General features: G+C 64.9%; 20 protein-coding genes and 1 pseudogene. 11 read left to right on the top strand and 10 right to left on the bottom strand.

Going from position 1 to position 20360, the window contains the following annotated elements; translation table 11 throughout:
* Positions 1 to 131: 131 nt before the first annotated feature.
* Positions 132 to 491, top strand: a complete 360-nt coding sequence (locus QSV46_RS13045; RefSeq protein ID WP_314951995.1) for a helix-turn-helix domain-containing protein — start codon at positions 132 to 134, stop codon at positions 489 to 491.
* Between the two features lie 80 nt (positions 492 to 571).
* Here QSV46_RS13045 and QSV46_RS13040 read toward each other — a convergent pair whose 3' ends face one another.
* Positions 572 to 919, bottom strand: a complete 348-nt coding sequence (locus QSV46_RS13040) for a MerR family transcriptional regulator (protein WP_314951192.1) — start codon at positions 917 to 919, stop codon at positions 572 to 574.
* Positions 920 to 1003: 84 nt separating this feature from the next.
* Here QSV46_RS13040 and QSV46_RS13035 point away from each other — a divergent pair, with 84 nt between their 5' ends.
* The 3 genes from QSV46_RS13035 (at position 1004) to QSV46_RS13025 (ending at position 3358) form a co-directional block, all read left to right on the top strand.
* Positions 1004 to 2014, top strand: a complete 1011-nt coding sequence (locus QSV46_RS13035) for an NAD(P)-dependent alcohol dehydrogenase (RefSeq protein ID WP_314951190.1) — start codon at positions 1004 to 1006, stop codon at positions 2012 to 2014.
* Positions 2015 to 2118: 104 nt separating this feature from the next.
* A complete protein-coding gene (locus QSV46_RS13030) occupies positions 2119 to 2850 on the top strand; it encodes a haloacid dehalogenase type II (RefSeq protein ID WP_314951188.1) in 732 nt (243 codons plus the stop codon).
* Positions 2851 to 2890: 40 nt separating this feature from the next.
* The gene (locus QSV46_RS13025; protein ID WP_314951185.1) at positions 2891 to 3358 is read left to right on the top strand and encodes a YbaK/EbsC family protein; all 468 of its coding nucleotides are present in this window, start codon (positions 2891 to 2893) and stop codon (positions 3356 to 3358) included.
* Positions 3359 to 3364: 6 nt separating this feature from the next.
* On the opposite strand, the gene QSV46_RS13020 is transcribed toward QSV46_RS13025, so the two are convergent.
* On the bottom strand, positions 3365 to 3706 hold the full coding sequence (locus QSV46_RS13020) for a hypothetical protein (RefSeq protein WP_314951182.1): 342 nt from the start codon (positions 3704 to 3706) through the stop codon (positions 3365 to 3367).
* Positions 3707 to 3915: 209 nt separating this feature from the next.
* Positions 3916 to 4110, bottom strand: coding sequence for a helix-turn-helix domain-containing protein (locus tag QSV46_RS13015; RefSeq protein WP_314951180.1), 195 nt, complete (start codon positions 4108 to 4110; stop codon positions 3916 to 3918).
* A gap of 488 nt (positions 4111 to 4598) precedes the next feature.
* Here QSV46_RS13015 and QSV46_RS13010 point away from each other — a divergent pair, with 488 nt between their 5' ends.
* Positions 4599 to 7217 (top strand): autotransporter domain-containing protein, encoded by a 2619-nt coding sequence (locus QSV46_RS13010; RefSeq protein ID WP_314951177.1) that lies wholly within the window; start codon positions 4599 to 4601, stop codon positions 7215 to 7217.
* A gap of 9 nt (positions 7218 to 7226) precedes the next feature.
* Here the strand turns inward: QSV46_RS13010 and QSV46_RS13005 are convergent, their stop codons facing one another.
* The gene (locus tag QSV46_RS13005) at positions 7227 to 8213 is read right to left on the bottom strand and encodes a tripartite tricarboxylate transporter substrate binding protein (RefSeq protein WP_314951175.1); all 987 of its coding nucleotides are present in this window, start codon (positions 8211 to 8213) and stop codon (positions 7227 to 7229) included.
* A gap of 146 nt (positions 8214 to 8359) precedes the next feature.
* On the opposite strand from QSV46_RS13005, the gene QSV46_RS13000 reads away from it, so the two are divergent.
* Positions 8360 to 8617 (top strand): hypothetical protein, encoded by a 258-nt coding sequence (locus QSV46_RS13000; protein ID WP_314951172.1) that lies wholly within the window; start codon positions 8360 to 8362, stop codon positions 8615 to 8617.
* A 117-nt stretch (positions 8618 to 8734) separates the two neighbouring features.
* Here the strand turns inward: QSV46_RS13000 and QSV46_RS12995 are convergent, their stop codons facing one another.
* A complete protein-coding gene (locus QSV46_RS12995) occupies positions 8735 to 9670 on the bottom strand; it encodes a LysR family transcriptional regulator (RefSeq protein WP_314951169.1) in 936 nt (311 codons plus the stop codon).
* Positions 9671 to 9787: 117 nt separating this feature from the next.
* On the opposite strand from QSV46_RS12995, the gene QSV46_RS12990 reads away from it, so the two are divergent.
* The 3 genes from QSV46_RS12990 (at position 9788) to wrbA (ending at position 12042) form a co-directional block, all read left to right on the top strand.
* On the top strand, positions 9788 to 10540 hold the full coding sequence (locus tag QSV46_RS12990) for an SDR family NAD(P)-dependent oxidoreductase (protein ID WP_314951166.1): 753 nt from the start codon (positions 9788 to 9790) through the stop codon (positions 10538 to 10540).
* A gap of 35 nt (positions 10541 to 10575) precedes the next feature.
* The gene (locus QSV46_RS12985) at positions 10576 to 11274 is read left to right on the top strand and encodes a pirin family protein (RefSeq protein WP_314951164.1); all 699 of its coding nucleotides are present in this window, start codon (positions 10576 to 10578) and stop codon (positions 11272 to 11274) included.
* A 168-nt stretch (positions 11275 to 11442) separates the two neighbouring features.
* Positions 11443 to 12042 carry an NAD(P)H:quinone oxidoreductase gene (gene wrbA / locus QSV46_RS12980; RefSeq protein ID WP_314951161.1) on the top strand — a complete coding sequence of 200 codons (600 nt, stop codon included), beginning with the start codon at positions 11443 to 11445 and terminating at the stop codon, positions 12040 to 12042.
* A 149-nt stretch (positions 12043 to 12191) separates the two neighbouring features.
* Here the strand turns inward: wrbA and QSV46_RS12975 are convergent.
* From QSV46_RS12975 to QSV46_RS12960, 4 genes and pseudogenes are all read right to left on the bottom strand, one after another.
* A pseudogene (locus QSV46_RS12975) lies at positions 12192 to 12966 on the bottom strand (protein-L-isoaspartate O-methyltransferase family protein).
* A 142-nt stretch (positions 12967 to 13108) separates the two neighbouring features.
* Entirely contained in the window at positions 13109 to 14251 is a 1143-nt protein-coding gene (locus tag QSV46_RS12970; protein WP_314951159.1) for a GNAT family N-acetyltransferase, read from the bottom strand.
* Positions 14252 to 14371: 120 nt separating this feature from the next.
* The gene (locus QSV46_RS12965) at positions 14372 to 15724 is read right to left on the bottom strand and encodes an O-antigen ligase (protein ID WP_314951158.1); all 1353 of its coding nucleotides are present in this window, start codon (positions 15722 to 15724) and stop codon (positions 14372 to 14374) included.
* Between the two features lie 37 nt (positions 15725 to 15761).
* Positions 15762 to 16829, bottom strand: coding sequence for a glycosyltransferase family 1 protein (locus QSV46_RS12960; RefSeq protein WP_314951156.1), 1068 nt, complete (start codon positions 16827 to 16829; stop codon positions 15762 to 15764).
* Between the two features lie 247 nt (positions 16830 to 17076).
* Between QSV46_RS12960 and QSV46_RS12955 the strand changes: the two genes are divergently transcribed.
* The gene (locus QSV46_RS12955; protein WP_314951152.1) at positions 17077 to 18063 is read left to right on the top strand and encodes a glycosyltransferase; all 987 of its coding nucleotides are present in this window, start codon (positions 17077 to 17079) and stop codon (positions 18061 to 18063) included.
* 13 nt (positions 18064 to 18076) lie between these two features.
* Here QSV46_RS12955 and QSV46_RS12950 read toward each other — a convergent pair whose 3' ends face one another.
* A complete protein-coding gene (locus QSV46_RS12950) occupies positions 18077 to 19105 on the bottom strand; it encodes a glycosyltransferase family 2 protein (protein ID WP_314951150.1) in 1029 nt (342 codons plus the stop codon).
* Between the two features lie 395 nt (positions 19106 to 19500).
* Here QSV46_RS12950 and QSV46_RS12945 point away from each other — a divergent pair, with 395 nt between their 5' ends.
* Positions 19501 to 20301 (top strand): class I SAM-dependent methyltransferase, encoded by an 801-nt coding sequence (locus QSV46_RS12945; RefSeq protein ID WP_314951148.1) that lies wholly within the window; start codon positions 19501 to 19503, stop codon positions 20299 to 20301.
* The last annotated feature ends 59 nt before the right edge of the window (positions 20302 to 20360 follow it).

The following is a 20360-nucleotide window of genomic DNA, read 5'->3' as shown; positions in this document are numbered from 1 at the left end:
AGCTGGCGGCCTACCCACCTATCGACAAGTATGCACCTTTTGGTAAGTACCCAAAAATGTCGTCAGATCTTTCAGACCCCACCACCGCGCCGACGCAGGTTTCACCACCTGTTCAAAGCTGCACGCCGACCTTGCCCGGCTTCACCTGCGGCCTGGACGCGACCTTGCGGGTCATCGCCGGCAAGTGGAAGCCGTTGATCCTCTACTTCGTCGCTCAGGACGGCCCGACCCGCTACGGCGAGCTCCGGCGCGCCGTGCGCGACGTCAGCGACAAGATGCTGATCCAGCAGCTCAAGGAGCTGGAGGCCGACGGCCTCGTGAAGCGTACCGATCACAAGGAGGTGCCGCCGCGGGTGGACTATAGCCTCACACCGTTGGGCCACAGTCTGGCCCAAGCTCTCGTGCCGCTCTGCGCGTGGGGCGAGGAGCACGTCGCGGAGGTCAGCCGGGTCTTCGCCGAACGGGACGTCTCGAATAGCAGGGGACGCTAACCGACCTCGCGTTCTGCTTTGCGGGCGAGCTTTCCGCCGCAGCGCGTCCCATTGCCCGCGAATATCTATGGGATGCGCGATCAGTTCACGCTTGCGAGGTAGCCAGCCAGAATCGTGCGGCTCTGGCTGAGTGTCTCGATGCGCTCGTCAATCAGGCCGACTTGCTGGGCAAGTATGCTTCGCAGCTCATTGCACGGGGTGAAGGCTGGATCGTTATTCCGCACGCACGGAAGCAACCGCTGGATCGTTTCGAGCGTCATCCCGGCTGAGCCAAGCATCTTGATCCGCCGCACGGTCTCCTCCTCAGCCGGGCCATAGTCGCGATAACCCGAGCCGGTCCGCTGCGGCGCAAGCAGCCCTTCGCCTTCGTAATAGCGCAGCATTCGGACGCTGACCCCCGTCCTCCGGGAGAGTTCGCCAATCTTCATCTGAAAACCTCTTGACCCTGACAGCACTGTCAGACCCTACAGGCTGTGCTCATCCAAGTAATACCGCTTGTGAAGGGTGCAACGATGAAAGCCTATCATTTGAATGGCCATGCAGGTGCTGGCCGCCTTGTGCGCGTCGATCTCGGCAAACCGGAACCCGCCGGCGGAGAAGTTCGCATCCGGATCGAAGCGGCCAGTCTCAACTACCGCGACCTCCTCATCTTCGACCGTGCGGGCCAAGGCGGGCTCGACGGCCGCGTGCCGCTCTGCGACGGCGCCGGCATCGTTGACGCCATCGGCCACGGCGTCACGCAATGGCAAATGGGCGACCGTGTCGCCGCATCCTACTTTCGCGATTGGGTCTCGGGGCCATTCAAAGCCAGCTACATTGCATCAGCCCTCGGCAGCAACAATCTGGATGGCGTGCTGGCAGAGTATGTCGTGCTGCCGGCAACTGCACTGGTGTCGGTGCCGGCACACCTCTCCTCGGTCGAAGCAGCGACGCTGCCCTGTGCCGGCGTGACGGCCTGGCACGGCCTCATCGCCCGCGGCGGAATGGGCAAAGGCGACACCCTGCTCGTCCAGGGAACGGGTGGCGTCGCGCTGTTCGGACTTCAATTCGCAACAGCGCTCGGAGCGCGCGCGATTGTGATCTCCTCCTCGGACGAAAAACTTGCCCGTGCCAAGGCGCTGGGCGCTTCGATCCTCATCAACTATCGCGACACGCCCGACTGGGATGTGGCGCTGATAAAGGCGACGAGTGGCGCAGGCGCCACTCATATCCTCGAACTTGGCGGTCCCGGCACCTATGACCGATCGCTACGATCGGTCGCTTCGGGTGGCAAGATCATTCAGATCGGTGTCTTGACCGGGTTCGGCCCGAAGCCCGACCTCGCGCGCCTTCAGTGGGAGAATGCCGATATCATCGGTGTCACTGTCGGATCGGTCGCACATTTCGCCGCGATGGATCGCTTCTTGACCGAACATGCGATTCACCCGACCGTCGATCGGATCTATGGCTTCGACGAGGTCCCCGAAGCCTATGCTCACCTCCGAACCGGCTCACATTTCGGCAAGATCGTCATAAGGCTTTAAGTCGCCGCCTGCGGAACGGCGCCCAATGCATGTTTCGGTCTTGGAGCAACATCAGGACGCCTTGTATAGTCCGGGCGTCTGTCGCGATCCCGGAGGACCGGTCAATGAACCTCAAAGCCGTCGTCTTCGACGCCTACGGAACGCTCTACGACATCCAGTCGGTTGCGGAGATCACCGAGGATGCGTTTCCGGGCTACGGCGAGATCATCACGCAGGTCTGGCGCATCAAGCAGCTCGAATACACCTGGCTGCGCTCGCTGATGCGGCGCTACCAGGATTTTGCAGCCGTCACGCGTGACTCGCTCGCCTATACGCTGCGCGTGCTCGGCCTCGCCTATGACGGCGAGGCATTCGAGCGCGTGATCGAGAAGTATCTGCATCTCGATCTCTATCCGGACGCGGCGGCAGCACTCACGGCCTTGAGGCCGCGACAACTCGCCATCCTCTCGAATGGCAGTCCGGACATGCTCAATGCGCTCGTGCGCAATTCCGGTCTCGATGCCCTGCTCGATGCCACCATCAGCGTCGATGCGAAGAAGATTTTCAAGCCGAGCCCGGAAGCCTATGCGCTGATCGGCGAGGTGCTCGGCACCGCACCGGACGAGGTCCTGTTCGTCTCGTCCAATCCCTGGGACGTCGCGGGCGCGAAGGCATTCGGGCTGAACGTCGCCTGGATCGAACGCGTGACGCCGGAGGCGATGGCGCTGGCTTGCGTCGAGAACGAACTCGTGGCACCGCTGACGATGTTCAAGGCGATCCGCACCCAGATGGACGAGCTTGGCTTTGCGCCGGACCATCGCGTCCGTTCGCTCTCCGAGCTGCCAAGGATCGCGTAAGTATCGCCGCCCGCCGATAGCCCGCAATGAGCCGTTTGGAATGAGCCTTCAATCCGTACGCGATTTCTTCGCCGAGAAAGCCCCCGACATCACTGTCATCGAATCTCCGATCAGCTCCGCGACCGTCCCGCTGGCCGCCGAGGCCTATGGCGTCGAGCCCGGCCGCATCGCCAAGACCCTGTCATTGCGCATCGGTGAGCGCGTGATCCTGATCGTCGCGGCCGGCACCTCGCGCATGGACAACAAGAAGGTGAAGGCCGCGTTTGGCGGCAAGCCGAAGATGCTGGGCCTGGAAGAGGTTGCCGAGATCACCGGGCACGAGGTCGGCGGTGTCTGCCCGTTCGGGCTGAAGTCGCCGCTACCGATTTACTGCGATGTGTCGCTGAAGGCGTTCGACATCGTTGTTCCGGCAGCTGGCTCGACCCACAGCGCCGTGCGCATTGCTCCGGACCGGATGGCCGAGCTCGTTGCCGCGGAATGGGTCGACGTCTGCGACATCAGGCCGTAGGCCGGGCTAGTCGTCGTCATCGTAAGGCTGCGCCGCGGGAGGCGGCGGCGGGTAATAGCGCGGCGGCGGCGCCGACCGGCCACGCGGAACCTGCTGTTGCGGCTGCATCTGGTTGTTGGATTGGAACACGGCGCGGCAGCCGCTCGACAGCTGTGGCGTGTTCGCTCGCAAACACGCCGTTATGCGGCTCACGTCAGGGATCTGGTCGCTGCACAGCCGCCACACATCCGGCGTACAGGCCATCTGCTGCTCCATGGTTCCACGATACTCTTCAGCGGATGCAGCGCTATGCGTGACGATGCCGCCAATCGCAAGCGCCACACCCAGCGCGATCCGCTCTGTTCGCATGTTCGATTCCTTCCCGCGTCCCTGGAATTCTCATCAATCAATGAGACGCGAGCGGGTTCTGGACCAACAAAAAAACGTGAAAGCGCGGCAGGAACCTATTCCACCTTGCCGATCTTCTTCATCGCCGCAACCGGCCGCGCGGGCATCGGCGGCAACTCCCGCCGCCGCTCGAACCGCGAGTCCCGGACGAACCGAAGACATCCTTCCGACTACGGCTTGCTAGCTATGTCCAGGGGCCACACCTTCGCGTCCAGCGGCGTCATTCCGAAGCGGCGCCGAAATGTCCGGTGGAAGTACGAAACGTCGTTGAAGCCGGAGAGATGGGCGATGTCGCTGATCTTGGTCACCTGGTGCAGCGGATCGCGCAGCAGCCTTGCCGCCCGCAGCAGCCGCTGCTCCAGCACGAACTCGGAGAACGTGACGCCGCTCCGCCCGCGGTAACATCAACGCTTTGACATCGCAGTGAAAAGAGCCGTCGGACAGAGGCGCGAGATCGGCTTCCATCACGCGGCGGCAAAATTCCTCCCGCCACATCTCATAGGCCGGCCCATGCGGGTCGCCGGTATAGCCGAGGCGCGGCGCGCCATGTATCGATTGGTCATCGGCCGCCATGAAAGCGCGTCTCCGAGTTCATTCCGGAGCCAGCAATATCGCGTTTGTTGCAGCGCGCAACACGCTTCAAATGAGGTGCGCGTCAGGCCTAGTGAATTTGCGCATTAGTCCATTTGCTGCGGCAACACGCCGCGCCGTACGCGGCACAGTCCGTGGCATCGCCGCAACAGAGCCGGAGCAAACCGGCATATTGCGCCTTTTGCCATAAGGCACTTCGCATAACGCCAAGAACCGCGACGACCTCCCCGCTAGCAATTGTGCTGGAATGAGGGAATCGTCGATGCCGACTGTTGGACTAGCCCGTGCGCAAAACGCCCCCCGGATCGCCACCGCCCGCAAAAATCTGCTCGTCGCCACGGCGCTAGCGCCACTCGTGCTCGCCACGCTGCCGATCCTGATACCCGGCCCGGCGATCGCAGCCTGCAATGTCGTCGGTACGGGCGTCATTGGCGCGCTCAATTCTGGCGACGTTGCGACCTGCACCGGCCCGGGCAACACCGACCACATCAACGCCACCGGCGGGAGCAACGTCACAGTAAACATTGGCGATGGCACGTTGACATCGCTGTTGCCCGGCGCCGGAATTCCCGCGATCGTTTACGACAACACGTCGAATTCGAATGTGACCATCAATAATCAGGCCACGGTCTCCACCTATAGCGGAGCCGTCCTCCTGTCCAACGGCTCAAACAACAACACCGTTACGATCGCAGCCGGCGCGGTGGCGGAGGGCACAGGCAATATCGAAGCCGCGATCGTCATCGACAATTCCAACGGCAATATCGTCAACGTTCGCGGGTCGGCCAACGGCATCGGAGGGAATACGACAGGATTGCGCATAAGCGGGACATCGTCCGCGAATGTCGTCAATGTCTATCAAGGCGGATCGATCGGTGGTGGCCATACCGGTGTGCAGTTCATTGCCGGGGGAAACACCCTCATCAATGCCGGTACGATTTCCGGCGGGTTCGACCTCGCCATCTCCGGCTCTTCGGGCATCGACACCATCGTCAATTCCGGCACCATCGCGGGTGGCGGTGGCGGGGCGATCAACCTGTGGGGCGGCGACGACGTGCTCACCCTGATTCCCGGCTCGACGATCACCGGGCGCGTGCTCGGCGGCGCCGGCACCGACACGCTGAAGTTCGGCGGCAGCGGGAGCGCCGCATTCGATCTCGGCAATATCGGCGCCTTCCTGCAATATGACGAGTTCGAGCAACTGGCCAAGGTCGGCACCTCGATCTGGACGCTGACCGGCACCACCGCCTTCAACGGCGCGACAGCGGTGGAAGCCGGCGGCTTGATCGTGAACGGCACATTGCCGTCCACCCTCACCGTCAATGGCGGCTATCTCGGCGGCACCGGCACGGTCGGCGGCCTCGTCGTCAACAACGGCGGCGCGGTCGCACCCGGCAATTCGATCGGGCCCCTCAATGTCAGCGGCAACGTCACCTTCAACGCCGGTTCGACGTTTCAGGTCGAGATCAACGCAGCCGGCCAATCCGACAAGATCGCCGCAACCGGAACGGCGACGCTCAATGGCGGTACGGTGCAGATCGTGCCGCTCGGCGCGGGCTTCCTGGCCAACACCCAATATACGATCCTCACCGCGGCCGGCGGGGTCAACGGAACGTATGCGACGCTCACGACCTCGGGCAGCCCGCTCGTTTCGGGTCAGCTCAGCTACGATGCCAACAATGTCTACTTCCTTCTGCAACAGATCGGCGGCTTCAGCACGCTATCGGGGCTGACGCCGAACCAGGCCGCGGTGGCCGGCGCGCTGGACCAGGCGCAGTCCGGCGGCACATCAGGACCGCTCGGCACCGCGATCAATACGCTCGCCGCGCTCAGTGCGCCGGGCATCAAGGCCGGCCTCGACGATCTCGCAGGGCAAGTTCACGCCGACGGCCGCCGCTTCACCGCGGACCAGGCCGATGCGTTCCAGAGCTTTATGTGGAACGCCGGCACGCAGTCGCGCGGCGAGACCCTGCGCATGCCCGCATCCGCCTATGCGGCGGAGCCAGCGGACCCGATCAGCAAGGCGCTGCGTAGTCGCCGCGTTACGCCGGTGCAGAGCGTCTGGTTCGGCGGTTACGGCAATTGGGACAAGGTGGCAGCGAGCAACATTGCTTTGGGAACGAGCACGGCCCTCGGCGGCGCGGCGCTCGGCGCCGATCTCTGGAACCTGCCGGGCTTCACGGCCGGCCTTGCGATCGGTGCATCGACCGGCCAGCTGCGCATGGCGGGCCGCGCCGACCGCATTGACGCCAATTCGGGCCATGCCGGCTTCTACGCACGCGGCGAGACCGGCGGCTTCAATCTCGCATCCGCGATCAGCTATTCCTTCGCCGCGCTCGAATCCTCGCGCACGATCGCGTTCCTGGGCGAGACCGCAACCGCCTCCTCGCGGGCGAGCACCTTTGCAGCCTCGCTCGGCATCGCGCGTCCATTCGAGACCGGATGGGGCGTCACAGTCGAACCGTTCGCCAAGGCCGACTGGTATTCGACACGCCAGGGCAGCCTTTCCGAAACCGGCGCGCCCGGCGTGAATCAACTGGTGCGGGGCGGCAGCTTCGACCTCGGCTATGGCACGGCGGGCCTGCGCGCCCATCATCGCATGCTGATGCCAAACGGCCACCGGGCCCAGTTCGGTGCGACCCTTGCCGTGCGCCATGAGCTGACCGGCAGCGCCGCAACCACCACGGCCGCTCTCGACGGCGCCCCGGGCCTTCCGTTCGCGATCTCCGGTGTCGAACGGGCGCGCACCGTGGCGCTCACCGGCGCGGAGATCCGGTGGGATCTCACGACCGCGACGTCGTTCAAGGCGTCTTACGAGGGCGCGTTCGCATCGGGGTACGACCGGCATACGCTGCGGGGCCTGATCCGCAGCAAATTCTAGCATAGCTCTCTACTCCACCTTGCCGATCTTCTTCACCGCCGCGATCAGCCGTCTGCTGTCGGTCGCGATGAAGTCCGAGAAAGCGGGTGCGTCCTGATAGGCGACGAGACTGCCGGAGGTGTCGAAGGCCTTGAGCACGTCGGGGCTCGTCATCACCTGCGCCATCGCCTCGCGCAGCCGGGTCGCGATCGGCGCGGGAAGAGCATTCTGCGCAAACAGCCCGGCCCAGATGTACATCTCGACGTCCTTGTAGCCGAGCTCCTGGAAAGTCGGCACGTCGGGGAAGCTTGCGATGCGCTGCGCGCCGCAATTGCCGAGCACGCGCAGCTTGCCGTCCTCGACCTGCGGCTTCAGCGTGCCGGGCGCGGCCGCGATCGCCTGCACGGTGCCGCCGAGCAGCGCGGTCAGCGCCGGGCCCGCGCCACGGAACGGCACATGCAGCAATTTGATATCGGCGCTATTGGCGAACATCTCCATCGCGACATGTAGCGTGCCGTAAGGACCGGATGAGCCGTAAGTGATCTGGCCCGGGCGCTTCTTCGCGTCCGCGACGAAATCCTGTGCCGTCTTCCACGGCGCCGAGGCCGGCACCGCAAGCAGCGTGGGATCGGCGAGCACGCGCGCGATCGGCATGAACTGCGAGACCTCATAGGCAACGGGACGATCGAACAGCCGGTCGGCCTCGGGCAGCACCGCGAGCGAAGACAGCGTCATCAATAGCGTGTAGCCGTCGGGCTCGGCCCGTGCGGCTGCAGCATTGCCGACCGATCCGCCGCCACCGCCGGCGCGATTGTCGACAATGACCGGCTTGCCGAGGATCCGCTCCAGCGCCATCGCCACAGGGCGTGCGGCGAGATCGGCCTGGCCGCCGGCCGGAAACGGCACGATCATCGTGATGTTGCGCGCGGGATAGGTTTGGGCGGACGCCGAGTTCGGCCACACCGCGGGCAACAGCGGCAGCGCGGCTACGGCGCGCAGGACATCGCGTCGATCCATGGAAGGCCCTCCCTCGACTTTTCTTGTTTCGGGCCCAGCCTAGCGCGGCGACCGGCAAGAACAAGCCGTTTACGAAGCATTATCCATGTTCAGTCCGGTCAGGAACGCATCCCGGGAGCCGTCGTTGCCTTCCCACGGAATGTGCCATGGCAAAACTCGCGACCATCGACATCGCCCTGGACGAAATGCTGGTGAACCTCGCCGCGATCGTCCTGCGGCTGTCAAAACCCGAACTGACGCGAACCCCGGAAGCGCGGCGCGCTTTGGCGCAATCGGTCCATCAATACGCGGTCTGCGCGGCGCGATCGACCGACCCGCGCGTTCACCAATTGAAGTCGCAGCTGGAAGAGACGCTGAAGCCGGCCTTGCGCGTGGTCACACGCGATGGCGTGAAGGTTTCTTAAGTCAGGCGCGTCATTGCGAGGAGCTCTTGCGACGAAGCAATCCAGAATCCCTCCGCGGAGACACTCTGGATTGCTTCGCTGCGCTCGCAATGACGGGGGATTGTTGAAGCCGCTTGCCTAAGACGCCTTCACCTTTCCGCGCGCTCGCCGCTTGCACGTGCCTGGCAGTTTCGCCGCCAGGAAATCACCGAGTGCCTCGACGCGGGCGGGACGCGGGCCGCCGGGCGGGGTGACGAGATGCACGGCGCCCTCGGCCTGCTTCCAGTCTTTCAGGATCACTTCGACCTCGCCGGATGAAATCGCCTCGCCGACGATGAACTCCGGCAGCTCGGCGATGCCGAGGCCGGCGATCAGCGAGGGCATCACGGCTTCGCCGTTGTTGACGCGGAGCTGCCCGCCCGGGCGCACACTGGCCTGCTCGCCGGCCGAATTGGTGTAGTGCCAGACGTTGGGCGTGGAGAGATAGGCGTAGCTGAAGCATTTGTGCTCGGCCAGGTGCATCGGATGCGTCGGCCGGCCGTGACGCTTGAGGTAGGACGGCGCGGCCACCGTGAAACGCGGCATGGTGAAGAGCCGCCGCGCGATCAGAGACGAGTCCGGCAGGCGCGCGATCCGCACGGCCATGTCAAGACCCTCGCCGATCAGGTCGACAGTCGCATCGCTCAAATGCAGATCGACCGAGACTTCCGGATAGGTCTCGAAAAACTCCGGCAGCAGCGGCGCCACCGCCTTGATGCCGAACGTCATGGGCACGGCGAGCCGCACCAGGCCGCGCGGCGCCACCGATTGCGCCAGCGCCTCGTTCTCGGCCGCCTCGCCATCGGCAAGCAGGCGCGTGGCGCGTTCGGCGAGCTTGTGCCCGGCATCGGTCAGCGCGAGCCGGCGCGAGGTGCGGTTGAACAGCCGCGCGCCGAGCCGCTCCTCCAGGCGTGTGACCGCCTTGGACACTGTCGCCTTGGACATCGCGAGCTCGCTCGCCGCTCCCGCAAACGACCGCAATTCCACGACTTTTGCAAAAACCGCGAGCGCCTCGAAATCGGGGAGTTTTGCCATGGAGGCCAGCCTCTATATGTCGATTTGGGAAACAATACGTTTCAACAGTTTCTATTCCTATACCACAGATGGAGGCTTATCCAAGGCTCATCAGACATTCAGGACTGGAGAAATCCAATGACCAAGAAGCTTTCAGGCAAGGTTGCCCTCGTCACCGGCGGTTCTCGCGGCATCGGCGCGGCCGCGGCCCGCGCTCTCGCCGATCAAGGCGCGGACGTCGCCATCAGCTATGTCGCCTCGCCCGAAAAGGCCGAAGCCGTCGTCACCGAGCTGGAGGCCAGGGGCGTCAGGGCGCGCGCTTTCAAAGCGGACCAGGCCTCGGCCAAGGACGTGACGCAGCTCGTCAAGGACGTCGCCAAGGAATTCGGCCATCTCGACATCCTCGTCAACAATGCCGGCGTCGCCAGTGGCGGTGCGATCGACGATGCCAATGCCGATACCGAAGCGCTGGCCCGCCAGGATGCCGTCAACGTGCACGGCGTGATCGCGGCGATCCGTGCCGCCTCGCAATTGATGGGTGAAGGCGGCCGCATCGTCACCGTCGGCTCGATGCTCGCCGACCGCGCCTCATTTCCCGGCCTTGCCGACTACGTCGCGACCAAGGCGGCCGTGGTCGGCTACACCAAGGGCGCGGCACGCGACCTCGGCCCGCGCGGCATCACGGTCAATGTGGTGCAGCCCGGCTCGATCGACACCGACATGAACCCGAAGGACGGCGGCGAGTTCGCCGAGACCCAGCGCAAGCAGCACGCGCTGCAACGCTTCGGCCGCCCCGAGGAGGTCGCCGCCGGAATCGTGTTCCTGGCCAGCCCGGAAGCGTCCTTCGTCACCGGCACCGTACTCAACGTCGACGGCGGGTTCGGCGCCTGAACAAGACGCCGACCACTCCAACAAGGACTACGCAGATGATCGAACTCAGACCTTTCGCAAAGCTCGGCGGCGCCGATCACGGCTGGCTCAACGCGAAGCATCATTTCTCCTTCGCAAGCCACTATGACCCGAACAATATGGGCCATGGTGCCTTGCGGGTGTGGAACGACGATGAGATCGCACCGAACACCGGCTTTCCCGCCCATCCCCATGCCAACATGGAGATCATCACCTATGTGCGCGAAGGCGCGATCACCCATCAGGACAGCCTTGGCAACGAGGGCCGCACCGAAGCGGGCGACGTGCAGGTGATGAGCGCCGGCAGCGGCATCCGCCACTCCGAGTACAATCTGGAGCCGACTAGGACACGGATCTTCCAGATCTGGATCGAGCCGACGGCGCGCGGGGGACAGCCGACCTGGGGCTCGAAGCCGTTTCCGAAGTCGGACCGCTCCGGCAAGCTCGTCACCATCGCGAGCGGCTTCGAGGGTGATGCGGACGCGCTGCCGATCCGCGCCGATGCGCGGGTGCTCGCCACCACGCTGAAGGCCGGCGAGAGCGCTGAGTACGAGCCCGAGAGGTCGCGGCATCTCTATCTGGTGCCCGCGGCGGGTGCAGTCGAGATCAACGGCGTGCGTGTCAATGCCCGCGACGGCGTCGCAATCCGCGACGAGGACAGGCTGAAGATCACGGCCCTGGAAGATTCCGAGATCGTGCTCGTCGACGCCGCTTAACGACTCTCTCCGTCATGGCCGGGCTTGTCCCGGCCATCCACGCCTCTCAACGAGGAAGCAAGAACGTGGATGCCCGGGACATCTAGCGCGAAGACGCGCTTCGCGCTTCTGCCCGGGCATGACGACCCCACAATCAACCCATCAAATCTTCATCCAACGGAGACCACCATGACCAAAGTTCTCGTCCTGTATTATTCCGCCTATGGCCACATCGAAGCGATGGCGAACGCCGTCGCCGAGGGCGCGCGCGAGGCCGGCGCCACCGTCGACATCAGGCGCGTGCCGGAGCTGGTGCCGGCGGAGGTCGCGAAAGCGTCCTACTACAAGGTCGACCAGGCCGCCCCGGTCGCCAAGATCGACGACCTCGCCAATTACGACGCGATCATCGTCGGCACCGGTACCCGCTTCGGCCGTATGGCCTCGCAGATGGCGAACTTCCTCGACCAGGCCGGCGGCCTCTGGGCCAAGGGCGCGTTGCACGGCAAGGTCGGCGGCGCCTTCACGTCGAGCGCGACCCAGCACGGCGGCCAGGAGACGACGCTGTTCTCGATCATCACCAACCTCCTGCATTTCGGCATGGTGGTGGTCGGCATGAACTACGGCTTCGCCGGCCAGATGAAGCTCGACGAGGTCACCGGCGGCGCGCCCTACGGCGCCACCACGATCGCCGGCGGCGACGGCAGCCGCCAGCCCAGCGCCAACGAGTTCGCCGGCGCGCGCTATCAGGGCCGCCTGATCGCGGAGACGGCCAGGAAGCTGCACGGCTGAGCTGCGTTATCAAGCTTGATAGCCGGCCGCATGGCTGATGCGACAAGGGCGGCATTCTTATGCGGGGATGCCGCCCTACCTTATTTCACCAAAGCGATACGAATGGCTTTGCGCCGGCCGCACGGGATCGCGACGCGCGGCGGCTGACCTCAGGCCTGCGTGATGTCCGCGTGCGCAGGGATGCTGATCGCCGGCGCAGGTGCGGGCGCCGTCGACAACCACCAGCCCTCACCGGCAAACCAGCACGTCTCGTCCGGAGCGCCCTCCCTCCGCAACGACTGCACGCTCTCTCAGCCTTTTGCGAACGCCTCGGCCAATCGCCGGGCGGCATCGGCATCCTGCAATCCCGCGCAGCCGATGAATTGGGCTCGGCCGAGGAATTTCGCCGGCCAGACCGCGCCCTCGTCCGGACGCGTGATCATCAACATGCCACCGAGCATGCCCTCCGCCGCCAGGGGAAACACCAGCCGCCCGCCGGGCAGCAAGGCATCGAGCCATTCGGCGGCCGGCTGCGCCGCACCGGCGCAGACGTAAATCACGTCTGCCTTCGTCAGATCGGACGCGATGCCCGAGCGATCGTGCAGCTCGACGTGCGGAACGCCCTTCAGGGTTTCGCGCGCGAGTGCCGCAAGGCGTTCGTCGATCTCATAAGCGTGGACACGGCCGGAAGATCCCGTGAGCTCGGCAAGGATTGCCGTGTAACATCCGCTGCCGGCGCCGATCTGGATCACGGTCTCGCCTTCTTTCACCCCGCAGCCGCCGAGCCAATAGGCGTCCCACGGAGATCGACCACGGCCCCGGTCCGGCGAAGGGCTCGCGCCTGACCGCGCGAAAGGCCTGCTCGATACGGGGATCCGTCGTCTTGGCGGCAGCGCAGATCAACCGCGCATAGAATGCGCGATATTTCGCCGAACGATCTTCCATGTCGCCTCCGGAAAAGCAGTGGCGACGATAGCACAACTCCCGCGAGAACCGGAAGCACGGCGCAGTCGCAAGTTTCGTGTCAGTGTGATGACTTGCCGGCTGCGCGGACCGCCAAAGCCGGCGATGCGATAGACTACCCCTGTCAGCGCAACTTGCGCAGCGCAGGAGTGGCGACTGCGGCGAGCCTGGGATATCGGCGCATGCCCTGCGCGACGTGGTCGCGCCATGCGTAGGGGGTGCCGCGCCAGGACAGCGCGATGCTGACGTCGGTCAGCGGAACCCGCTCGGCGCCGAAGCGGCGCTTGTAGTCCAGGTTGCCGATGCTGAGGTCGAATCGGCGCACGCCCTGTGCATGCAGCGCCGCCATGGTGCGCTCGGCAACAAGCAGTCCGGGCGAACAGCGCGACCATGTATCGCCGGCGTGGCTGATGCGCAGAAGAATGTAGGTCGCATCGTGTCTCACGCCAAGCGTGGTCGCGACAACGCCTTCGTCGCAGACGAGCGCGGAGACAACGGCGTAACCGTCCGCGAGACCCTGACGGGCGACCTCGCGATAGAATCTCGCATGCGTCTCGTCGTTGAGGACGAAGCGCGAGCCGAGCTTGCGCATCCGCGCCTGCTGCTGGACATCCATCACATCCAGCAGTTCGCGCGCGCGCGCGACATCCGCGGCGAGCTCGAACCGCGCGCCGGCATGACGGTCGAAGACGCGCCAGGCACGCGGCATCTGCATGCGCTTGATCGAGGCCTGGTAATCCTCGTAGCTGTCGCCCATCAGCACGAGATTGCCGTTGAGCGAGCTGGATCCGACCCGGCCGAGCGACACCAGCGGGTTCGGCTTGCCGCCGATCTGGGCCGGCATCTTCTTCAGACGCAGCAGATCGAAACGGTCGGGCAAGGCGCGCAATGCATCGACCAACGCCCTGCCGATCGCTTCCGTCGATTCTGCATCCAGCACGGCATCGAGTGCCAGGATCGGCGCGTTGTTGTCGGAAACGCCGAGATCGGCGAACTCGACGATGCGGATGCCGCGCCTGACATGGCTGATCATCGGCACCACCGCGATGTCCTTGCCGGTCTCAGCATCGGAGAGCACAGCGATCAGCGGCGCGACATCATCGAACGCCTCGTACCAGGCGCCGAGCCAGTAGCCGTGCTGGAACGCGGTGCGATGGCCTGCGTTCAGGCGCGATGCGGCCCGCTGCCAGTCACGCACGAAATCGACAGCGATTGCCGACGTGCTGGACACAAGACCATCTGGTTGATCGACGCTGAGAAACGTCATCCGCGGGACATATGATTACTGAATGTGTCCAGATAGATTATGTTTTGTCGCACACCAAGTGACGTCGCCGCTTATCGTTAAGCTGGCGCCACCAATTGCCGCCGGGGCTGCGACAAGCTGTCAGCGCTCCGGTTCCATCTGTTCGACGCATTGGAACCTGGCGAGGAAGTGCAGGCCGGCGACGGCAAGCGCGACCATGAACCAGATCGGATTCTGGCGCTCGAGCAGGAAGGTCTCGGTGACCCCGTAATACAGGCCGAACAGCCATATCGTGAGGAACAGCTTTGCCAGCCCGCCGCTCCGGTTGTGAACCCGGGCCGACTGGAAATTGCGGAGCGGCGCAAGCACGAAGACGAGGATCAGCAGTGCCAGCCCCGGCAGGCCGATGGTGACCGCGAGGTCGAGATAGCTGTTGTGGCTGTGCGCGGCGGAGGTCGCCCATTCGGCGCCCTGGGCGGTCTGCCGTGCAGTCACATCGTCCCAGAAAGCCGCATAGCCGTGACCGACAATCGGTTTCTCGGCGACGGCCGCGAGCGCGAACTCCCAGATGGCGGAACGGCCGGTGAAAGTGGGATCGAGCGGAAGCAGACGCGTCATCGCCCCGAGCGCCGGGCTCAGGACGCTGCCGACCGTCAGCAGGTTCATCACGACCAGCGGCACGAAACAGATGAGCCGCTTCAGCCACAGACCTGGCGTAACATAGACCAGAGATGCGAGCGCGTAGATCGCAAGGCAAAGCACCGTCGAGGTCTTGCCGCCGGTGAAGATCAGGAAGATTCCGGCCAATGCCGCGATCGCCGGCCCCATCACGAACGAGCCGACGCCACACAGGTAAATGCCGACATAGATCAGGATGGTCATCACCGGCGAGGCAATGTTCTTGTGACCGAAGCTGCCGCGCCAGTCACCGGCAAGCTGCGGCTCGGTGAGGTCGAGCGCGGTATGCATCGAATGGTCCGGCGCGAGAACCACACCGAGATAGCAGAGCACCAACAGCACGAGCGCGGCGGCGCCGAGGCACGAATTGAAGCTGCGTTGCGTCGGCGGCAGCAGGGGCAGAAGCACCGCGAGCGACGTCACGCTGGCCGCCAACGCGAAGCGCTGGATCGAAACGCCGCGGCTCTCGGAGAAGGCGATGTTGATCAGCAGCCAGCCGACGAGGCAGAGATGCAGCGGCGTCACCAGACTCCTCAGCGCGGGCGCATCCGTGACGGCGACGAACAGCATCGCGACCGCAGCCAGGAGACCCCACAGGATATAGGCGAGCGCCATTCGCCCGCCGACGACGGTGGTGACGTCTTCGTTGCGCAGGTCGGGAAACGGATCGAGCGTCACCAGCACGAGAAGCAGCGCCGCAACCGCGACGAGGCAACGCGCCGCATGCGCGGCATTCAGCCCCGCAAGCCCATCGTGCAGGACGTGGCCAAGCGATCGGACCTCGACGTCAGTCATGTCAGCGGCGCTGCGATCCATGGCGAGGTTGGTGGTGAAGCCGGGGAAGCTCCAGCTCTTAGCCTATCCCTGTTAAGCATCCGTCAACCAGCCCATCGGGGGTCTGCGATACCGCCTGCTGCCGTACGATGCCGCGCGCGATCTCGTAATATTGCAGCGCCCGCTGCTCCAGCGTGAGATTGTCGAGCACGAAGCCGCGTGGATCGAACGTATCGGCAGCGCACCCGGCCCAGAAATTGTCCCAGCCCGCCTCGAACCCCGCGATGTCCAGGAATTTGGCGCCGCAGCGGTCATCCCAGTATGGCACCGACGACACCGGCGCGAACCGGACGCGGTGCGGGTAATAGTCGGGGTCGCGCCACGGTCCGCCCGGATCCCAGGCGAACACCGGCACGCCGCAGGACAGCGCCTGCTGATAGGCGATACCCTGACTTTCGTTCTGGCACAGGAAGATCATCGCGCGCGAACGCGCCAGCGCGGCCCGATAGTCATCTTCCTTGTAGCTGCCGTAGCGCAGTTCGGTGAACGAGCGCCCCTCCTCGATGAGGCGGGTGCGGACAGGCTCGATCAGGTCCCGCGCATGGTGCTCGCGGTCCCAATGGACCTTGTCGTAGATCAGGACGTCGACGGTCTTTTGCGACGGCGCCGACGGCGCCCAGAGATCCGTGTCGATACCGATCGGCCAGGCTTCCGTGTCGGGCCAATACGGCCGGTACATGTCGACATACCATGGGCCGGGCACCACGACCTTCTTCACCGGCAGACGCTTGAACAGATCCGGATCGTCCAGCGGATGGTTGTGGGCGGCGACACCGAGCAGGATCGGGTTCTTCCACGCGAACTTGTCGAGCAGGAAGGTGCGGCCGATGATGCAGGCGAGCTCGTCGGGATGTTGCGCGATGTAGCGGTAGTCGTTGACGCGATAGCGGATGCCGAGCCGATCGAGCCCCGCGCAGAGGTTGAGGAACACCCGAAGCTGTCCGCTCATGCGCGGCTCGCCGAGCAGCATGCGGCGCGCCACGCGCCGCAGATGCCGGTCGCCGGGAAACCAGCGATCGTCCTTGTCCTCGTAGAAAAGGTTGAGGACCATGGCATCGGAGTCATGTTCGAATGTGTTTGCGGGCACTGAATCCATCCGCGGCAAGCAGTCCGCATTCTCGCATGGGACCGGCTGTCGCACTCTTCCAACCTTGCGACAGGCTTAATGGCACCGGCTTAACGCTAATCTACGAAACCGGCAGTCGCGCAGAGCTTCGCGGCAACGATTTGCCGGTAATGCGGGTATCATCCGCAGCGGCCAGGATTGCGATCGATCGCATTGCCATTCCGGCGGAAGCGTCCTGGTTAACAGATCCTTAAAGCCGAGCCATAACGTGATCACCGCCGAAGACGTCCTCGATTTGCGGGCCACCTCACGCGCCGTTCCGGCGCCGCGCCTCCCGCTGCCGGCGAGCCCAACCACGTCGGTGTCCGTCGTCATTCCCGCCAAGAACGTCGCAGCCTATGTCGGCGAAACCCTGGCCAGCGCACTGGCGCAGGGCGAGGTCGGCGAAGTGATCGTCGTGGACGACGGCTCGACCGACAACACGACCGCCATCGTCCGCGCGATTCATGACCCGCGGCTGCGCCTGATGACGAACGAGTCCGCCGGCGTATCGGCCGCGCGCAATCTCGGCGCCCGGCATGCAAACAGCGAATGGCTCCTCTTCCTCGATGCCGACGATCGCCTGCGTCCCGGCGCGGTTGCGGCGCTGCTGGCGGCAGCGCGCGGGGCGCCGCGCGCGGTTCTCGTCTACGGCGACTACAACACGATCGACAGCGAGGGACGGCAAATCGGCCGGCGCGGCCTGCTGAAGGGACGCCGCAAGCCGTCCGGCGATGTGCTGGCGCGGCTTGCGGCCGGTAATTTCATCGTCAATGGCGGCGTCGCGCTGGCACGGGCGGAAGCCTTCCGCGCCATCGGCGGCTTCGACACGTCGCTCAGATATTGCGAAGACTGGCATTGCTGGTGCCGCCTTGCCGCGATCGGCGAATTCGAGTTCGCTCCAAAACTTCTACTCGACTATCGCCTGCACACCGCCAACACCATGAACGCAGCGGTGCGGACGCCGAGGGATTTCTTCCCGGCCATCGCGCGAGTTTTCGACGACGGCCTGATTCTGGCGAGACTGCCCGAGGGCATGGAAGCCGGCCTCCGCCTGGCCGCCGAGATTCATCTCGTCACCTATTCGGCGATGCAAGCAGTCCGCTTCGGCAGATATCGCGACGCCTTCGCCTATCTCAGGATGATCGGCCGGCGCTCGCTCCGATCGCTGCCGCGTGCCGCGCTTAGGGTCGCTCTCGCCCGCCTGGGCATCTAGGCGCCCGGCGACCTCACGACAGGATTTTTGACGCTTCATAAGGCTTCGGCTCGATGCCGAACGCCGCGAGCAGGGAGCCGAGCGCGACCAGCGCGGGATGCATGGCGACGACGGCCTTCGAGCTTGCGAGCAGACGGCCGGAGCGAACCAGCGAGAGCGGCAGCCGCCCGAGCATCTGCGCGAACACCCGCGCCCGAGCTCCCGCGCTCTGCGCGGCCTTGTACTGCACACGATAATTGATTGCGCCGATGCGCAGGCCGCGCCTGGCGATCCAGCCGAGGCCGGTGCGGCTTTGCGGCACGGTCTCGGTGATGACCGCCTCCGCCGTCCAGTGGAAGATCATGCCGGCATCGCGGCACCGCACGAAGAAATCACAATCGCCGCCGCCGAGGAAATTGAAGCGCAGATCGAACGCGGGACGGTCGATCCGCTCGAACGCCCCGCGCGTGATCAGGCAGTTGCCGCAGCCATAGATCAGCGGCACCGCGCCGCTGTACTCATAGGCGGGACAGAAGGCGGGGTGACGCGCCAGCCAGGGCTTGCTCTCGTCGTCGAACACCGGCAGCACCGGCCCGCCGACCACGTCGGCCCCGGTCGCCTCCGCGGTGCGAACCATCAGCTCGAGCCAGTCCGGCGAGGCGATCTCGTCGTCGTCGATCATCAGGAAGCGGGTCGCAGCCGGAAACAGCGCCTGCGCCGTCTCGAACGCAGCGTTGATCGCCTGACAATTGCCCTGCCGTTTTTCGACCAGGCAGACGCCCTGGAGCCTGCCGTCCGCGAGATACTCCGCGGCCACCGGCGCGCTCTCGCGCCCTGCGGCATCGTTCTCGACCATGACGACGGCGAACGAGCGTGGGGTGCGCTGGCTCGCGAGCGAGTCCAGCGTCCGCCGCAGATGCTCCGGGCGGCGGAAGCAGGGAACGCAGACGACGATGCCGACCGACAGATCGATGACGCGCGAGCTCGCCGCGATCTCCCGGTGGGGATCACGCACGGCATCCGAGATCCGGCTGGCGGAGAGGTCTGTCGGGATCAGCGTCATGGCGTCATAGATGTCCGAGATTTGTGAAAAAAACCCTGCATCAATCGTGCGGATCGGCGCTGTCCTGCAACGGCACATCGCCGCGGGACAGATGCGTCCCAGGATGGACGACCGAGAGGAAGCGCGTATCGGAGCCGCAACGCCGATCTCGCCGCAACCCATGGACTTAACCGCTTCCGGGTGTTTCTCCTGCAAAATCCTGCACGCGTGATAGTGCAATTCGCAGTCCATTGCGCTGGTGATGGCGCAGCATGGTCGATGCCGTAGTTAACGCCCATAAGCATTAACCCGGCCGTAAGCACCGCGACCGGTGAAGCGGCGCGGCATCAGATTTGCTCTTCGGGCATGCACGTTTTTTCCTGTAAATTTGAATAGAACAAGTGCGGTCAGAGAAAATGAACAAGCCAGCCACGATCGATTTCGCGACAGCCACGGCGATCCAGATCCCCGCGGCCACTGTACCCACCCAGGCGCTGCACGATCTCGTCCCCGGCGAGGCTCGCGACAGCCTGCTCGCCGTCCACGATTTGCTGCGCCGCGAACTGCCGCAAGGCCGGCTCGCCACCTATGAAGCCGGCGGCGGCTCGTGCAGCGTCCTGCCACCGGAATTGCTGAGCCGCAGCACCGTCACGGTCGTCGACATCGACGAGGATCAGGTCAGCAACAACACATACGCGGACGAGGCGATCCTCGGCGATGTGCAGACCTACCGCTTCGGCCGCGAGACCTTCGATCTCGTGATCTGCTACAACGTGATCGAGCATCTGCCCCATGTGGACGCCGCGCTTCTGAACTTCCGCGACGCACTCAAGCCCGGCGGGATGATCCTGATCGGCGCCCCCAATCCGCGCTCGCTGTCAGGCGTCGTCACCAAATATTCGCCGCACTGGTTTCACGTCTGGTTCTATCGGCACGTCCGCGGCATCAAGGATGCCGGCCTGCCCGGCGAGCCGCCGTTCCCAACCTTCTTCCATCCGCTGGTGACGCTGCCGCGGCTTGAAGCGTTCGCGGCGGCCAACGGCCTCGAGATGGTCTACCGCCGCGAGGTCGAGAGCCCGCGCTATCCCGAGATGCGCCGGCGCAAGCCGCTGTTCGCCGCTCTGGTCGATGCCGGCGCCGCCGTGCTCAATGCCGTGCTGCCGCGCGGCACCGACGTCCGCCGCGGCGATTATCACGTCATCCTGCGGAAAAGCTGACGACCATGCGCGCGCCGCTCATCGCACAACAAGCGAGGCTTCGCGGCCAGGCCGCGCGC

It is taken from the genome of Bradyrhizobium cosmicum (genome assembly GCF_032290525.1).
Classification (GTDB): Bacteria; Pseudomonadota; Alphaproteobacteria; order Rhizobiales; family Xanthobacteraceae; genus Bradyrhizobium; species Bradyrhizobium cosmicum_A.
This window is presented reverse-complemented; position numbering and strand designations above follow the sequence as displayed.

What these genes read in the sequence shown, in the direction of transcription:
- QSV46_RS13040 (WP_314951192.1), bottom strand. Translation starts at nt 919, where the DNA reads ATGAAGATTGGCGAACTCTCCCGGAGGACGGGGGTCAGCGTCCGAATG.
- QSV46_RS13035 (WP_314951190.1), top strand. Translation starts at nt 1,004, where the DNA reads ATGAAAGCCTATCATTTGAATGGCCATGCAGGTGCTGGCCGCCTTGTG.
- QSV46_RS13030 (WP_314951188.1), top strand. Translation starts at nt 2,119, where the DNA reads ATGAACCTCAAAGCCGTCGTCTTCGACGCCTACGGAACGCTCTACGAC.
- QSV46_RS13025 (WP_314951185.1), top strand. Translation starts at nt 2,891, where the DNA reads ATGAGCCTTCAATCCGTACGCGATTTCTTCGCCGAGAAAGCCCCCGAC.
- QSV46_RS13020 (WP_314951182.1), bottom strand. Translation starts at nt 3,706, where the DNA reads ATGCGAACAGAGCGGATCGCGCTGGGTGTGGCGCTTGCGATTGGCGGC.
- QSV46_RS13010 (WP_314951177.1), top strand. Translation starts at nt 4,599, where the DNA reads ATGCCGACTGTTGGACTAGCCCGTGCGCAAAACGCCCCCCGGATCGCC.
- QSV46_RS13005 (WP_314951175.1), bottom strand. Translation starts at nt 8,213, where the DNA reads ATGGATCGACGCGATGTCCTGCGCGCCGTAGCCGCGCTGCCGCTGTTG.
- QSV46_RS13000 (WP_314951172.1), top strand. Translation starts at nt 8,360, where the DNA reads ATGGCAAAACTCGCGACCATCGACATCGCCCTGGACGAAATGCTGGTG.
- QSV46_RS12995 (WP_314951169.1), bottom strand. Translation starts at nt 9,670, where the DNA reads ATGGCAAAACTCCCCGATTTCGAGGCGCTCGCGGTTTTTGCAAAAGTC.
- QSV46_RS12990 (WP_314951166.1), top strand. Translation starts at nt 9,788, where the DNA reads ATGACCAAGAAGCTTTCAGGCAAGGTTGCCCTCGTCACCGGCGGTTCT.
- QSV46_RS12985 (WP_314951164.1), top strand. Translation starts at nt 10,576, where the DNA reads ATGATCGAACTCAGACCTTTCGCAAAGCTCGGCGGCGCCGATCACGGC.
- wrbA (WP_314951161.1), top strand. Translation starts at nt 11,443, where the DNA reads ATGACCAAAGTTCTCGTCCTGTATTATTCCGCCTATGGCCACATCGAA.
- QSV46_RS12970 (WP_314951159.1), bottom strand. Translation starts at nt 14,251, where the DNA reads ATGACGTTTCTCAGCGTCGATCAACCAGATGGTCTTGTGTCCAGCACG.
- QSV46_RS12965 (WP_314951158.1), bottom strand. Translation starts at nt 15,724, where the DNA reads ATGGATCGCAGCGCCGCTGACATGACTGACGTCGAGGTCCGATCGCTT.
- QSV46_RS12950 (WP_314951150.1), bottom strand. Translation starts at nt 19,105, where the DNA reads ATGACGCTGATCCCGACAGACCTCTCCGCCAGCCGGATCTCGGATGCC.
- QSV46_RS12945 (WP_314951148.1), top strand. Translation starts at nt 19,501, where the DNA reads ATGAACAAGCCAGCCACGATCGATTTCGCGACAGCCACGGCGATCCAG.